A 16216-nucleotide genomic window follows, 5' to 3' on the forward strand; every position below is an offset into this window, starting at 1 on the left:
CCTTAAGCTCTCCCTTCAATCGCTGTTCGCATCATTTTCACTTCATGATTTATCTGCTGAATATAAAAGTTATAACTCAGCTGATTTTTTGCTAGCAAAGACATTTCACGGTCGATATCAACATTATTTTCATTGTTGTTCATCGAAGTTGTTTCATCAGTGATAACTTTGGGTACAGGTAGATTAGAAGAAGCTGCTCCAATTGCTATATGCTTTTGATTGGTCCGTTTACCGATCAATTGCCCCTGCTGATTGCCCATTGATTGCTCCAGCAATTCCTCAAACAGTACTTCAGACCGTTTGAAATGCGGCACATCACCGTTTGCCACATTGTTTGAAATGACGCGTTGCCGCATTTCTGCTGCTTGAAGCGCGCCTTCCATTCTTCCAAATGCAGCGCCATTCAACAAATTCACGTAGTTTCACCACTTTCACATAGGAGATCTCTTTTACGTATTCAACAGATTACTGCTCATTCCTTCTTTGTTCGACAGTAAAAATTAAAAAAATGAGATTGTAGTGTCGATTTTTGCCGACATGATAATATTCAACAATTTCCTAAATTATTACAATAAGAAAAAAGCCCTATCTTTATAAAAAGATAGGGCCAATTTGGTCTAAACGACCTATATTCACGACTTGATTTTGTCTAATTCTTGCAGTAATTGGTGATTTAGGATTTTTATATATGTGCCTTTCATCCCTAATGACCTCGTTTCGATTACTCCTGCGCTTTCAAGTTTTCGCAAAGCATTTACGATAACTGACCTCGTAATTCCAACTCGATCCGCTATTTTGGAAGCAACCAGCAATCCTTCTTTTCCGTCCAGCTCTTCAAAAATATGCTCAACAGCTTCTAGCTCACTGAATGACAACGATCCTACTGCAACGGCTACGACAGCACGGCTTCGAACCTCTTGTTCAATCTCCTCGGTTCGTTCGCGCAAAATCTCCATACCAACAATCGTCGAGCCGTATTCGGCTAGAATCAGATCATCATCGTCAAACGCGCCAGACAACCGAGTGAGTACCAGCGTACCCAAACGATCACCTCCGCCTATAATCGGCACTACGGTCATAATTTCTTGATCGCCAAGACGAGGAAACGTTTCATAGATACCCGCATCCGGCTTTACATTTGTCATCGATTCCTGCATATCGAGAAATCGAATATTGCTTTCCTGAGGAAACCGAAGCTCATCCGCAGATAATGATCGCATGAAATCATGGTCAAATGCATCAACAGCGGAACATCCAAGTATTTTCCCTTTTCGGCTTACAACGAATACGTTGGTCTGTATCGTCGTACAAAGCACCTCCGCCATTTCCCTGAAACTGAGCGCTTTGCCGGCCGCGCGCTGCAGCAGACGATTCAGCGTTCTTGTCTTTGTTAGTAAACTCATTCCAATGCCTCCCAAAACTCATAACAACTACAGTATATATTGACTCAAATCGCGATTTTGCGCAATGCTTCCTAATTTCTCTCTAACATATTCCGGTGTAATCGTCATCTTCTCAAGCGACAGTTCCGGCGCTTCAAAAGATAAATCCTCAAGCAGCTTCTCCAGAATGGTATGCAATCGACGCGCCCCAATATTTTCTGTATTCCGATTTACATCTGCAGCGATAGAAGCTAGCTCGTGAATCGCTTCATCAGAGAATTCAATTGAAATGCCTTCTGTTTCTAACAATGCCGAATACTGTTTGGTTAATGCATTTTTCGGTTCCTTGAGAATGCTTACGAAATCATCCAAACTTAGGCTCGTCAGCTCCACACGAATCGGGAAACGTCCTTGAAGCTCAGGAATCAGGTCTGAAGGTTTGGCTACATGGAATGCACCTGCAGCAATAAACAATACGTAATCCGTTTTTACTGGGCCATATTTCGTCATGACAGTTGAGCCTTCCACAATCGGAAGAATATCACGCTGAACGCCTTCTCGCGATACATCTGGACCAGACCCGCGTGACGGGCTGGCAATCTTGTCGATCTCATCTATGAAAATTATGCCGGATTGCTCCGCCCTTGTAATCGACTCCGTAATAACATCGTCCATATCGATAATTTTGTTAGCTTCTTCCTGCGTTAACACCTTTCGTGCTTCCTTGACTGGCAGCTTGCGCTTCTTTGGCTTCTTCGGCATAAGTTGACCAAACAGCTCTTGCATATTCATGCCCATACCCTCCGGACCTTGACCGGAAAGCATATCCATCATATTAGGAGAAGAATCCTCTACTTCAATTTCAATGATCTCATTCTCAAGCTTTCCTGCCGCCAACTGCTCTTTTATTTGCGAGCGTTTTTGATACAGCGCATGCTCAGCTTCAGGTTCTTCCTTTGGCTCATCGGATTGTTGTTGATTGCCAAATAGCATCTCGAAAGGATTTTTTGAAGCTTTAGCTTTCGCCGCAGAAGGTGCAAGAAGCGAAACAATGCGTTCATTAGCAAGCGTTTCTGCCCTGTCTTTTACCTTCTCCGTTTTTTCTGTCTTCACCATGCGTATGGCAGTTTCTACAAGATCCCGCACCATTGATTCAACATCCCGGCCAACATAACCGACCTCGGTAAACTTCGTAGCCTCCAGCTTAACGAAAGGGGCTTTGACCAATTTCGCCAATCGACGCGCAATTTCTGTTTTCCCTACTCCGGTTGGTCCGATCATCAAAATATTTTTCGGAACGATTTCATCGCGCAGTGTTTCATCAAGCAAGCTTCTGCGGTAACGATTGCGCAGCGCAATCGCGACTGAACGTTTCGCCGGCTTTTGACCAACGATATACTTATCAAGCTCCGCTACAATCTGTCGGGGTGTCAGTGCATCATTTACCATTATAAAATCCCTCCGATTTATATATCTTCACTTTGACTTTCCGAAGCTCAACCTTATATGTTTTGCATCATAATGAACGTTACTCAATCTCTTCAACAATAATGTTTTGGTTGGTGAATACACAGATTTCCGCTGCGATCTCAAGTGATGAACGAGCTATATCGCTTGCAGACATTTGAGGTGCATGGCGCTGCAGCGCACGTGCCGCAGATAATGCGAAGCTGCCGCCAGAGCCAATGGCTAATACACCATCGTCTGGTTCAATGATTTCACCATTTCCGGATATTAATAACAATCCTGTTTTGTCCATCACAAGCATCATCGCTTCAAGCCTCCGGAGCACGCGATCTGAACGCCATTCCTTCGCAAGCTCAACTGCTGATCTTTGCAAATTGCCGTGATGCTCCTCCAGCTTCGCTTCGAACTTCTCAAATAAGGTTATTGCGTCTGCAACAGAGCCTGCAAAACCTGCGATAACTTGGCCACGATATAGTCTTCTTACTTTTTTGGCCGTGTTTTTCATGACCATGCTATTACCGAAAGTTACTTGTCCATCTCCCGCAATCGCGCCTTTGCCTTCATGACGCACGGCGCAAATCGTAGTAGCGTGAAATTGCATTTCCATTGCATTGCCTCCTCAAGGTTCGGTATTAAAAATCGGCTGCCATGCCTACATTACGATTGGCTACAGCAAATGTTCCTTTTTAAATTGCTCGATACCTTCGAGCGCGCGATTCGCGATCATTTCGTTCTTTTCTTTTTTACTTTTCATTCTTTTTTCAAGCGGCGGGAAAAGTCCGAAGTTTGCATTCATTGGTTGGAAATGCTTGAAATCCGCCGTAGTAATATAATTAGCCATGCTTCCGAGCGTTGTGTGCTCCGGAAGAACGACTGGCTCGAGTCCGCGAGCGAGCCTTGCAGCATTAAAGCCGGCAATCAAACCGGAAGCAGCAGATTCCACATACCCTTCAACGCCTGTCATTTGACCGGCAAAGAACAAAGTATCGCGATTATTAAGCTGATAGGTCGGTTTAAGCAACCGCGGCGAATTAATAAAAGTATTGCGATGCATCACGCCAAAACGCACAAACTCAGCATTTTCAAGGCCAGGTATCAGCGAGAAGACACGCTTCTGCTCACCCCACTTGAGATGGGTTTGGAAGCCAACTAAATTGTACAACGTGCCTGCGGCATTATCCTGACGCAGTTGAATAACGGCATGGGGGAGTTTGCCTGTATGCGGATTAACAAGCCCAACCGGCTTCATTGGACCGAATAACACCGTTTGTTTTCCTCTGCTTGCCATAATTTCGATCGGCATGCAACCTTCGAAATACACTTCCTTTTCAAAATCTTTAACTTCCGCCTTTTCGGCAGTCGTAAGCGCTTCGTGGAAAATTTCGAATTCTTCCTCCGTCATCGGACAGTTCAGGTAAGCTGCTTCCCCTTTGTCATAACGTGAAGCCAAATAAACCTTGCTCATATCGATGGAGTCTTTTTCTACAATCGGAGCAGCTGCATCATAGAAATAAAAATACTCCTCGCCAAGCAGCTCTTGGATTTGTGCGGATAATCCTGGTGCTGTTAATGGACCTGTAGCAATGACTACGATCCCGTCGGTCGGGATTTCTGTTACCTCTTCATTACGAACCTCAACGAGCGGATGGTCATGCAGCCTCCGAGTTACCTCGCCAGAGAAGCCGTCACGATCAACCGCCAGCGCTCCTCCTGCAGGCACTGCATGCTGATCGGCACAACTCAATATTAACGAATCAAGCTGACGCATTTCTTCCTTCAGTACCCCTACTGCATTGGCAAGACCGTTAGCCCGCAGACTGTTACTGCACACTAGCTCTGCGAATTGATTCGTATGATGAGCCGGCGTTTTCGTAACTGGGCGCATTTCATATAATACGACGGGTACTCCTTGTGATGCGATTTGCCATGCTGCCTCGCTCCCAGCCAGGCCAGCTCCGATTACTGTAACTTTTTGTGGTTGTGACAAAATATTTCAATCCTTCCATGATGTAATTCGCTTCGATTGCTTACAGTACTTCATATGCCATTTAACAAATTCTTATCTATCCCCAGTCATCATTTACGATTTAATCACAATTGTTCAAATCTCTGCCTAACACAATATAAACATTCGCCTAACAGTAAAAGGGGATAAATAAAACGTTGATGAATAAACAGCCCGTTGAACAACGGTGTCCTCCCTAATGAAAGGGAGGACGGTGGCGGGTACTTATTCGATTAGATAAATAGAGTCTGAGTATTTGCTAGGCGTGCTGGCTGATACTCGACTAAAGCTTAATCGATGTCCATACCCTGTTCGTCCTCATCAAGAACCTCTTCTGAGTAATCACAAGTTGGACATATCAATTTAGCTCCGCTACGGTTCCGTTTTTCAACTAGCTTGGATTCTTCGCATTGCGGACATGGTTTATTTGTCGGTTTGTCCCATGAAACATAATCGCAGCCCGGATATTGATCGCAGCCGTAAAATATTCTGCCTTTTTTGCTGCGTCTTTCAATGATCTTGCCTTCCGCGCACTTCGGGCACGTCACGCCAATATCCTTGACAATCGGCTTCGTATTTCGACAATCCGGAAATCCGGAACATGCAAGGAATTTCCCGAAACGTCCCATTTTGTAGACGAGGTGACGGCCGCATTTCTCGCAAATCTCATCCGAAACCTCATCCTGAATTTCGATTTCCTTCATCTCGTCCTCGGCTACTTCCAGACGCTTCTCGAAGGATTCGTAAAAATTCGCTAGAACCTTCACCCAATCCTCCGTACCTTCCTCTACATGGTCAAGATTCCCTTCCATGTTAGCTGTAAATTCGGCATCCAGAATCTCAGGGAAAAACTCTTCCATAAGCTGAATAACCAAATCACCCAGCTCAGTCGGCATAAATTTCTTTTCTTCCATAGCAATGTATCCGCGTTTTTGAATCGTTTCGAGCGTTGGCGCATACGTACTTGGACGCCCTATTCCAAGTTCCTCAAGCGTCTTCACTAGTCTTGCTTCCGTAAATCTTGGAGGAGGCTGAGTGAAATGCTGCTTTGGATCAATGGCTTCTGAATCCATCACATCTCCAGCGGCGAGCGGTGGTAAAAACTTATGTTCTTCCACAGTTCCGTCATCGTTGCCTTCAACATAAACCTTCATAAACCCTGCAAACTTGATTTTGGAGCCAGTCGCTCTGAAAATGGTTTCGCCAGCCTGCAAATCAACAGTCATCGTATCCAGGACGGCTGATTGCATTTGACTCGAAACGAAACGTTCCCAAACAAGCTTATAAAGGCGAAGCTGGTCACGGCTTAAAAACGGTTTCATTGATTCAGGGTCGCGCAAGATGGATGTCGGTCGAATCGCCTCATGCGCATCCTGGGCATTACTGTTCTTCTTTGTATACACCCTCGGTTGTTCAGGCACGTAAGACGCACCGTACTTTTCCGTAATGAATTCCTTTGCTTCCTCTTGCGCAATCGGGGATATGCGTGTCGAGTCTGTTCTCATATACGTTATCAATCCGACTGTACCTTCTTTGCCAAGCTCAACGCCTTCGTATAGCTGCTGGGCAACGGACATGGTCTTAGAAGCTCGGAAACCGAGTTTTCTGGCCGCCTCCTGCTGCAATGAGCTTGTAATAAAGGGTGGAGAAGGGTTGCGCAAGCGCTCTTTCTCGCGTACGTCAGAGACCGTAAACTGGCTTCCGTTCATAGCGCGAAGCACTTCCTGTACTTCTGCCTCTTTGCCAAGCTCACGTTTATCTCCGTTTATGGAATGATATTTGGCATCGAATGCAATTCCCGAATGATTTAGCTTAGCGGTAATAGACCAGTATTCCTCGGGAACAAATGCATCAATCTCATTTTCACGATCAATGATGAGCTTAACGGCAACCGATTGTACACGACCGGCTGACAAGCCTTTTTTTACTTTCTTCCATAGAAGAGGGCTTATCTTATATCCAACCAGCCGATCCAATATGCGTCTTGCTTGCTGTGCATTCACCAAATCCATATTGATCTTGCGCGGCGTCTTAAATGCGTCTTTAACAGCCTGCTTTGTTATTTCATTAAATACAACGCGGCAAGTATCTGTCTCATCCAGCTCCAAATAATGGGCCAAATGCCACGCAATCGCTTCTCCTTCGCGATCCGGATCGGCTGCCAGAAAGACATGTTTTACTTTTTTGCTGGCATCCTTCAATTCCTTAAGGATGCTGCCTTTGCCGCGTATCGTAATGTATTTGGGATTAAAATCATTATCTACCTCGACGCCGATCTGGCTTTTGGGCAAATCGCGAATATGACCCATGGATGCTTTAACGATATACTTGCTGCCAAGATATTTGCCTATCGTTTTGGCTTTAGCGGGTGATTCGACGATAACTAAAGAATCTGCCATGTAAGGCGCCTCCTCTCTTCATTGCATGCTATAAAGCAATATATATTGATCCGGGCTGCAATTCGATTTTTCGTTTTATACATAAATTTAGCAGAAGTGCGTTCAAATGTCCAAACGGGATGGCAGAAAGCTCATGCAGCTCATTGATCGAAAGTGGCTGATCTCTCAGCAAAGCAATCAATTTGCTCTCTTCTGGTGTTAATTGATCCCCGTTTGTTTCTAGGTTGGACGAGCTCTTTTTATCTGCTTCCTTGTATGCATGTAATGCAGCCGGCAGCCAATTCAACTCTTCGATTATATCTTGCATACCTGTAATCAGCTTCGCCTCGCCGCGTTTAATGAGCTCATTGGGTCCTTCGCTCTTTGGCGAATAGATCGGGCCAGGTATGGCGAACAATTCTCTGGACATGTCTGAAGCATGACGTGCCGTTATGAGAGAACCGCTTCTTGTTGCTCCTTCTACCACAACCGTACCCACCGACAATGCTGCGATAATACGATTGCGTTGATGGAACTGCCCTGGGTGCAGCGAGGTGCCGATCGGTGTTTCGGAAACGAGCAAGCCCTGCTCCGCAATTCTATGAAACAATGATAGATTCTCCGGCGGATAACATCTGTCTATCGGAGTAGGCAAAACGGCAATGGTGCCTCCCGCTCCTCCTAGCGCAGCTTCATGAGCCTTGCTGTCAATCCCTTTCGCTAGTCCGCTTACAACCGTCAGACCTGACTGCGACAATTGTTTCGCTAGTGAAGCTGCGGCCTGCCTCCCATATGCGGTTGGCACCCTTGTTCCTACAATAGCAATCGCTGGTCTTTGCAGGAGCTCCAATCTTCCTCTAACATAAAGAACCCAAGGCGGCTGCGCGATTTCTTTCAGCATTTGCGGATAAGCTGCATCATAAGGTGTCAAGGCGACAGCATTTACTTTCTGAGCGGCTGCGGAAGGCTCTTCTGTCAATATCCAAGGATGTTCTGCATAACGCTCTGCTGCCGATTTCGCTTGACCTCGTTGCAATCCTATTGCAAGAAGATCTTCAATACTCCACAGTGGCTTATTCCAGAATTGGTGCTGAACCGCTTTTTGAATCGCATGCCAGCCAATACCTGGAATTTCGTGAAAAGCAATGATCATTTGTCTGCGTATATCTTGATTTTGAACTATTTTACCCAACCCTTTCTTCACTTGGGCTGGCCTGCATTCTTATCTATTGTGCGTTACACTGCATAAGAATGCAAGTCGGCCGCTAAAATAATGGAAATCGGTAAAAAAAAAGCAACCTCCCAACTCCCGTTTTCGGGTCGTTGAGAGGTTGCTTACCTCACGTCAATCGATGCAATTATTTACGTGTAATGCACTTTTCAAGCAGACCTTGCTCTTCTAGAACACTTACAAGCGTTGAACCCATCTCGGAAGGAGTCGGTGCAACTTTAATGCCGCAAGCTTCAAGCGTTGCAATTTTCTCTGCAGCAGTACCTTTACCGCCTGAGATGATTGCACCAGCATGTCCCATGCGTTTGCCTGGAGGCGCTGTAGCGCCGCCGATGAAGCCTACAACTGGCTTTTTCATGTTCGCCTTGATCCACTCAGCTGCTTCTTCCTCAGCCGTTCCGCCGATCTCGCCGATCATAATGACCGCATAGGTGTCTGGATCTTCATTGAAAAGATTCAGAATGTCGATGAACTCGGAGCCTTTAACCGGGTCGCCGCCGATACCTACTGCAGAGGATTGGCCGATGCCGCGAGTCGTCAATTGATGAACCGCTTCATAAGTCAACGTCCCAGAGCGGGAAATAACGCCAACGTGACCAGCTGTATGAATGTAGCCAGGCATGATGCCGATCTTGCATTCATCCGGCGTGATTACGCCTGGGCAGTTAGGTCCGATTAGAACGGTTTTGCTGCCGTCCATGTAACGTTTAACCCGTACCATATCAAGTACCGGAATACCTTCAGTGATACAAATAACGAGATCAAGCTCTGCATCTACAGCTTCCATGATCGCATCTGCAGCGAATGCAGGAGGAACATAGATAACGGACGCATTAGCGCCAGTAGCCGCTTTTGCTTGAGCAACGGTATTGAAAACAGGCAATGATACGAGCGTCCCGTTATCAAGTGTAATGTCAACGTTCGTGCCACCTTTACCAGGTGTTACGCCGCCTACCATTTGCGTGCCGTATTCCAGCCCGCCTTTTGTATGGAACAAGCCAGTAGCGCCTGTAATCCCTTGGGTAATGACTTTTGTATCTTTATTGACCAAAATGCTCACTCTTAACTCACATCCCCTGAATGAATTCGTATGCAGCTATTGCCGCACAGCAAGTTATCTTATTTCACGAGAGCGACAATCTTCTGCGCGCCGTCCGCCATGGAATCCGCAGCCACGATGTTCAATCCCGATTCTTTCAAAATGTTTTTGCCGAGGTCGACGTTCGTGCCCTCAAGGCGAACTACAAGCGGACGATCAAGGCCGACTTGCTTAGCTGCTTCGACAACGCCGTTAGCAATTACGTCACAACGCATGATGCCGCCGAAGATGTTAACGAAAATCCCTTTAACCTTCTCATCGGACAAGATGATTTTGAATGCTTCAGTAACTTTCTCAGCTGTCGCACCGCCCCCTACGTCTAGGAAGTTGGCAGGGTCGCCGCCGTAATATTTGATAATATCCATTGTCGCCATCGCAAGACCCGCACCATTAACCAAGCAGCCGATGTTGCCATCAAGCGCAATGTAGCTAAGGTCGTATTTGGAAGCTTCGATTTCTTTCGCATCTTCCTCTTCCAGGTCGCGCAGCTCAACGATATCTTTGTGACGGTAAAGTGCATTCGAATCGAAGTTAAGTTTCGCGTCAAGAGCAATAACTTGTCCGTCGCCAGTAACGACAAGCGGATTAATTTCTGCAATGGAAGCGTCTTTCTCAACAAATGCAGTGTAGAGAGAGATCATGAACTTAACCGTTTTGTTAACAAGCTCATTAGGAATGTTGATCGCATAAGCCAATTTGCGAGCTTGGAACGCTTGCAAGCCTACAGCTGGATCAACGATTTCTTTGAAAATTTTCTCAGGGGAGTGCTCGGCTACTTCTTCAATCTCCGTGCCGCCCTCTTCCGAAGCCATCATAACGACCCGACCTGTACCGCGGTCTAATACTACGCCGATATAATATTCTTTTTTGATGTCGCATCCTTGCTCAATCAAAAGGCGTTTAACTTCTTTGCCCTCTGGACCTGTTTGGTGAGTTACGAGTACTTTGCCTAGAATTTCACTAGCGTAAGCACGCACCTCATCGATGCTTTTTGCTACTTTAACTCCGCCCGCTTTACCACGGCCACCTGCGTGAATTTGTGCTTTCACGACAACTACCGGTGTTCCGAGCGCTTTGGCCGCTTCAACAGCCTCGTCTACGGAGAAGGCTACTTTACCTTCTGGCACGACGACACCATACTGTTTCAGGACCGCTTTCCCTTGATACTCATGGATATTCATTGTTGAAATCCTCCATTTCACAGACTGAAATCAGTCATATGTACACAAACCTCTATTATTGTAGCACCTTTCCCCATCCGTTACCTTACTTTCACACATAATTAATACGGCTTTTTTGATATGGGTTTCATCTCAATTTGAGATTAAATAAATAAAGCCTATTGATACGGGCGTTTTCGAGACTGGCAACTACGCCATCTAGTATGACCAAAACCGATCCTGCATACCCGACAATTTAAAAATATTGACAATAAGAAGCGATCTAATCTATGATATTTGCAAATTCATAAATACGGATCAGAATCGAAAGGAAGCACCTTCATTCTCATACATGGGGGTGCTTTTTGTTATGTTCAGCATTATTCACAGCGCGAGCGTATATGGCGTGGATGGCAAAAGTATATCGGTCGAGGTTGATATCTCAAGCGGGCTTCCGCAGATCAGCATAGTCGGATTACCCGATCCCGCTGTCCGAGAATCAGTCGAGCGCGTAAGGGCAGCGCTTAAAAACAGCGGCTTCACCTTTCCGCTTGAACGAATAACGGTGAATCTCGCCCCTGCCGACCTGCGGAAAGAAGGCACTGCGTTCGATTTAGCTATTGCTGCCGGCATATTGACCGCTAGCGGACAAATAAGCGCGGCTCCTTTTGAGAAAACACTGCTTATAGGAGAGCTTTCGCTGAATGGCAAGGTACGGCCAGTTCCAGGCGTGCTTGCTATGCTTGAGCAAGCAAAGCGGAACGGCTTCGAGCGAATCCTTTTGCCAAGCGGCAATGTTAAGGAGGCGGTTTGGATCTCCGATATGGAGCTATATGCACTTAACCATCTGAATGAGCTTGATTTGCTTAAAAGGAAACAGGAAGGCTGGGATCATATTCGCGTTCCTCGAGACAATCTGATTGCATTTGGCAGCGCAACTACCCAATTTGCCTTGGACGCGAAGAATGAAAACGGTGATTTCGGCGATGTCATCGGTCAGCATCAGGCCAAGCGGGCTATGCTTATCGCTGCTGCAGGCAAACATAATATTTTGCTCACCGGCCCGCCCGGAACGGGAAAGACCATGATGATACGCCGTCTTCCTGGCATATTGCCTCTGTTAACCGAACAAGAAGCGCTCGAGGTTACGAAAATTTATAGCGTGGCAGGCAAGCTGCTTGAAGGCTCTGAAGGACTAATAACCCAAGCTCCCTTTCGTGCTCCGCATCATACCATATCGGCAGGCGGCTTAATCGGAGGTGGTGCCATTCCAAAGCCAGGCGAGGTTACCCTTGCCCATCGCGGCATTTTGTTTCTCGACGAGCTTCCTGAGTTTCCCAGGCAGGTGCTTGAGGTTTTGCGCCAGCCGCTCGAAGACCGGATCGTGACAATATCCCGCGCTAAAGCCGTTTTTCAATTCCCGGCTCATATTATGCTTGCCGCTTCCCTTAACCCATGTCCCTGCGGATACTTCGGCCACGAATATGGAGACAAGCGCTGCACATGCGGCGCTGCCATGATTAGTCGTTACCGATCCAAAATTTCGGGACCACTTCTTGATCGCATCGATTTACAGCTCGAGGTTCCGCGTCCTATTGCCTTGGAGAATCAATCCGCAAGTCCCTCCCTTACCTCATATCAAATGAGGCAAATGGTCATCCATGCCAGAGCTTTCCGTCTATCCCGCATGGGCAATAAAGCTATAAGCCCCCTAACCGAGCTAACAGGTGCAGCCTTACGCCAATCCATAGACATCATGCCAGATGCCATAAGCCTGCTGGATCATGCTTTTGATGCGCTCGGCATCAGCATGCGCGCCTACGACCGAATACTTAAGCTTGCTCGCACCATTGCCGACCTAGAAGCAAGGGATCTCGTTCAAGCCGAGCATATCGCAGAAGCCATACAATTCAGAGGATTAGACAAAACAGTTTTCTGATGAATTTTAAAAAAGCCTTTCACTGCAATGGAACTGGCCCCTTTCTCAAAAACAGGGGCCAGTTCCAAATACTACGTGAATGGCCTTATTGTGTTTATCCCTTGCTTTAGAAAGCACCTTCGAAATGCCTGCAATCTTCAACTTCGGCATTCCTGCGATTAATACTAACTGCAATAACATCAAACCGTTGAGCGGCATCCAGCCTCCCCATGCTTTTCAGATAAACTTGAGCTGTATTGCGCACTTTTTGCTGCTTTCGATAATCCACAGATTCTGCTGCACTACCGAATTTCCCGCCAGCTGTTCTTGTACGCACCTCGACAAAGACCAGCCTGCCATCGTACTCCGCAATAATATCGATCTCTCCGCTTCTGCAGCGCCAATTGCGCTCCAAAATCGTATAATTCGCCTTGCTTAAATAATCGTACGCCGCCTGCTCTCCACGTTCACCCGTTTGTTTACGCTGATCACTGCTGATTTGTTTGCCAACAGGCGTTATTTCTTCAGCCATCCAGCAAATCCCTCGCTTTGCGATCCGACCGGTACACGAAGCTCAATATTTCCGCAACCAGCGTATACAGCTCTGGCGGAATTTCTTGATCAATGTCCAGCTTCGAGAGCACCTCAACCAAAGAAGAATCCTCTTGGACCGGAATCCCGTTTTCCTTTGCTTTCTCCAAAATTTGATCCGCCAAATGTCCCTTACCCTTGGCTATCATGACAGGAGCTGACCGCTCGCCTGGCTGGTATTTAAGCGCGACTGCTTTTTTCACTTTTTCTTTATGCGGGTTGTTCTCTTGCTCACTGCTCATATCCGGTAATCCACCCCTTTATAACGGTTAGAGGAAAAAGCAGCGAGGTCAGCCATCGGGTTAGTCTTAGGAGCCATTGAAGCGCCATCGGTCTCCTCCGGCTTCATGATAGTTTCCTTAGGCAAAGGAGTTGTGCGCAGTGACAGCAACTGATACCCTGCGTCTTGAATGCTGCTCGCAATCTCCCCTCGCGATGACTCTGCAAGAGCTGCGATCGCTGGATGATCGTTCCAAATATTAAGGCTTACAATTTTGTCCATTACATTCACATCGACCATCGTATTGCCCAGTGTATTCATCGACAAATTGAACAACAGCCTGCAATTTGATGAGTCCAGCTCTCCTTTGCGTCCTCGTCTTGTCTGAATATGGACAGATGCAGTCTGTTTGCCGTCAGGACTGTTAAGCGGTATAAACATGGTCACATGAGTGAGCACCGAGTTGTTTCGTTCAGGCGTCAACAACAGCTGCTGACCAGTTATTTGCTGCACGAGCTGCTGCGCAGTTTCCTTTATCGCAGGCGGTGTACTATCTGATGAAACCAACGCGAGTAGAGCGCTCTTTAACGATTCTTGCTGCGCCGGCGGTGAACCATCGGGTGCTTGTAAGCTGTCAGCAAGGACTGAAACTACAGCCGCGGCTGTCCGTTCAACCACATTTCTGCTGTCAATGGCTCTGCCTTGCTGCTGTTCTGCCGACATATCCGTTTCGCTTGTTACTGATTGTAAAAGTTTGGAAGCAGAAGCTTCCAGGCTCCCATCGTCAGCTATCTGCGGCGTGACAATATGCGAAGCAGCGGCATTTTGAATCGTAGCAGACTGCCTCGCTGTTTCTCCCGAAGATGTCTGAGACGTAAATTCAGCGGGATTTGCTGCTTGTGCTGGATTTGCAACGGGCTGCTGCTTCTGCGAATCGCTTGCTACTGCTTTGGCAAGCTGAAGCTCGTGATCAACGCCCATCCACTTCATCATTTGGCCAAGCCAGTTCGGTTGATTGTTTGCCGCTTTTATGGTCTGTGGAAGTGTATCATCTGCTGCTGAAGCAGCACCTATCTGTCTGGCAGTTGCCGCAGCTGCCTGATGCTGTATTTCTGTCTTGCCATTCGGCGCTGCTTGCTGCTTCCCCGTCAGCAAGCCTAAAGCGGCATCATCCACGCTGTTGGAAGCCTGGGAAGCCTGATTACCGGCAGTTGCCCCCCTCAGCAGCTCCATCCCTTCATTTAGAAGCACCTGCACCCGAGCAGCAGCTTGGTTGACAGGCTTGTTTTCACTTGTTTCTGCATCAGAATCACTAACATGTGCCGATAGCTGCATCTGCAGCGTATCCAGCAGCTCATGGGCACTGCGCCCAAACATCACCTGCTGCATAGCTCCGATTGTCGCGCCTGTCATTGGCAAGCCGCGCTTGTACGTTGCGGCAGCGGACTGCATCCACTGCTCCGCATCCCCATCGGGAGGCATCGCTGCGGCAGCCTGCTGGAATGCCTGTGCCACGTCCCGGTTCAGAATCAAACCTTCTTTGCGTAATTCCTTTACAATTTGGGCTGCCCATTTCTGCTCTGGCAAAGCGAGCTGCTTCGCCCACTCCTTGAAGGTATCCTCCGGCAAGCCTACCTGTCCGGGCTCAACCGGCTTCAGCATCACGAGCGCTCCGCTAGACTGCGGCTGTACCTGAAGCATGGCCGTTTGACCTACCTGCATAGGAATCTCCAGCTTCGCCCGTACCTGTACGCCGTTAATTTGAATAAGCGCTTCATTGTTTTCCATAACCTGCAGGACCACGCCGCGTACAACCTGACCGACCTTGAGCTCTACCGCTCTTGTATCTGAACCAGATGCTTCACCCAAGAAGCTTCTCATCATTTGACTTATGTTCATCTGTTCATCCGCCTCCGCTGCAATAGCGCCTAATTGCGCTCCTGTTAAGCGCTGATTATTATGTACAATCCTATCACTCGACTGCGTAAACCCATAACGCTTATATCGGTCAATCCTGCAAAAGCATGAAGCGATTTATGGTTTAAATTTGCGATAAAAAAATAACGTTCAATCATAGCGCCAGGCATTCTTTGCCAAGCGAATCTGATCGAACGTTATTTGTTTCCAATCCTATGTTAAAAAAGGGAAAGCTGTTCCTCACTGAATAAGTTGCCAAGAAACGATTTGCGATGCAACGGGCTTGGCCCGTTCTCGAGCAGCCGTTCACGGTGCAGCTTCGTTGCGTAACCTTTGTGTATCGCTATTCCGTATGCAGGATATTCCTGCTCCCATTCCGCCTTGCAGAGCCTATCTCTCGTCACCTTCGCGACTATCGATGCTGCCGCAATCGTTTGGCTTGTTGCATCGCCTTTGATAATGGATTGCTGAGGCAATGCAATATCCACTTTCTCTGCATCTATCAGCAAATAATCGGGAGAAATCTGCAGCGTTTCCACAGCAACCTTCATGGCAAGCCTAGCCGCTTGCTTAATGTTGATTCGGTCAACTGTCTCAGCATCAACGCGAGCGGCTGACCAAGCGACACACTCCTGCAAAATAATATCATAAAGCTGCTCGCGTTTTTTCTCCGAAAGCTTCTTTGAATCATTGACGCCATCAATAATGAGCCCTGGCGGCAAAATGACAGCAGCTGCCACGACATCTCCGAACAGGCAGCCTCGTCCCACTTCGTCTACCCCGGCTAATGCTTGATAACCTTCTTGCCATAACGACTGTTCGTACTGCAGCACGTTACGTTCCCCCGT

The 16216-nt window shown here is 47.3% G+C and carries 14 protein-coding genes; 1 reads left to right on the plus strand and 13 read right to left on the minus strand.

All coding sequences use genetic code 11. The features are described 5' to 3' along the window. Positions 1–2 precede the first annotated feature (2 nt). The 9 genes from flgB to sucC form a co-directional block, all read right to left on the minus strand. Positions 3–416: a flagellar basal body rod protein FlgB gene (gene flgB, locus FHS16_RS10565; protein ID WP_183561749.1), complete on the minus strand. Its 414-nt coding sequence runs from the start codon at positions 414–416 to the stop codon at positions 3–5. A gap of 216 nt (positions 417–632) precedes the next feature. Next, positions 633–1403: a GTP-sensing pleiotropic transcriptional regulator CodY gene (gene codY, locus FHS16_RS10570; RefSeq protein WP_183561751.1), complete on the minus strand. Its 771-nt coding sequence runs from the start codon at positions 1401–1403 to the stop codon at positions 633–635. A 27-nt stretch (positions 1404–1430) separates the two neighbouring features. After that, entirely contained in the window at positions 1431–2831 is a 1401-nt protein-coding gene (hslU, locus tag FHS16_RS10575) for an ATP-dependent protease ATPase subunit HslU (RefSeq protein ID WP_183561753.1), read from the minus strand. A gap of 79 nt (positions 2832–2910) precedes the next feature. Further along, positions 2911–3456 carry an ATP-dependent protease subunit HslV gene (gene hslV / locus FHS16_RS10580; RefSeq protein ID WP_183561755.1) on the minus strand — a complete coding sequence of 182 codons (546 nt, stop codon included), beginning with the start codon at positions 3454–3456 and terminating at the stop codon, positions 2911–2913. A gap of 60 nt (positions 3457–3516) precedes the next feature. After that, positions 3517–4836: an FADH(2)-oxidizing methylenetetrahydrofolate--tRNA-(uracil(54)-C(5))-methyltransferase TrmFO gene (trmFO, locus tag FHS16_RS10585; protein WP_183561757.1), complete on the minus strand. Its 1320-nt coding sequence runs from the start codon at positions 4834–4836 to the stop codon at positions 3517–3519. Positions 4837–5144: 308 nt separating this feature from the next. After that, entirely contained in the window at positions 5145–7253 is a 2109-nt protein-coding gene (gene topA / locus FHS16_RS10590; protein ID WP_183561759.1) for a type I DNA topoisomerase, read from the minus strand. Between the two features lie 28 nt (positions 7254–7281). After that, positions 7282–8436: a DNA-processing protein DprA gene (dprA, locus tag FHS16_RS10595; RefSeq protein ID WP_312890837.1), complete on the minus strand. Its 1155-nt coding sequence runs from the start codon at positions 8434–8436 to the stop codon at positions 7282–7284. A gap of 154 nt (positions 8437–8590) precedes the next feature. Continuing rightward, positions 8591–9523, minus strand: coding sequence for a succinate--CoA ligase subunit alpha (gene sucD / locus FHS16_RS10600; RefSeq protein ID WP_183561761.1), 933 nt, complete (start codon positions 9521–9523; stop codon positions 8591–8593). A 59-nt stretch (positions 9524–9582) separates the two neighbouring features. After that, on the minus strand, positions 9583–10743 hold the full coding sequence (gene sucC, locus FHS16_RS10605) for an ADP-forming succinate--CoA ligase subunit beta (protein WP_183561764.1): 1161 nt from the start codon (positions 10741–10743) through the stop codon (positions 9583–9585). Positions 10744–11092: 349 nt separating this feature from the next. On the opposite strand from sucC, the gene FHS16_RS10610 reads away from it, so the two are divergent. Further along, positions 11093–12661, plus strand: coding sequence for a YifB family Mg chelatase-like AAA ATPase (locus FHS16_RS10610; protein WP_183561766.1), 1569 nt, complete (start codon positions 11093–11095; stop codon positions 12659–12661). A 106-nt stretch (positions 12662–12767) separates the two neighbouring features. Here the strand turns inward: FHS16_RS10610 and FHS16_RS10615 are convergent, their stop codons facing one another. From FHS16_RS10615 to rnhB, 4 genes are all read right to left on the minus strand, one after another. Next, positions 12768–13172, minus strand: a complete 405-nt coding sequence (locus FHS16_RS10615; RefSeq protein ID WP_183561768.1) for a YraN family protein — start codon at positions 13170–13172, stop codon at positions 12768–12770. Further along, positions 13165–13473: an EscU/YscU/HrcU family type III secretion system export apparatus switch protein gene (locus FHS16_RS10620; RefSeq protein ID WP_183561770.1), complete on the minus strand. Its 309-nt coding sequence runs from the start codon at positions 13471–13473 to the stop codon at positions 13165–13167. Before FHS16_RS10620 ends, FHS16_RS10615 begins: the two co-directional genes overlap by 8 nt. Continuing rightward, complete coding sequence (locus FHS16_RS10625; protein ID WP_183561772.1) at positions 13470–15350, minus strand: TP0910 N-terminal domain-containing protein; 1881 nt, start codon at positions 15348–15350, stop codon at positions 13470–13472. The genes FHS16_RS10620 and FHS16_RS10625 overlap by 4 nt, the downstream gene beginning before the upstream one ends. Positions 15351–15586: 236 nt before the next feature. After that, a complete protein-coding gene (gene rnhB, locus FHS16_RS10630) occupies positions 15587–16201 on the minus strand; it encodes a ribonuclease HII (RefSeq protein ID WP_183561774.1) in 615 nt (204 codons plus the stop codon). Positions 16202–16216: the final 15 nt, after the last annotated feature.

This window comes from Paenibacillus endophyticus, assembly GCF_014192395.1.
Taxonomy (GTDB): Bacteria; Bacillota; Bacilli; order Paenibacillales; family Paenibacillaceae; genus Pristimantibacillus; species Pristimantibacillus endophyticus.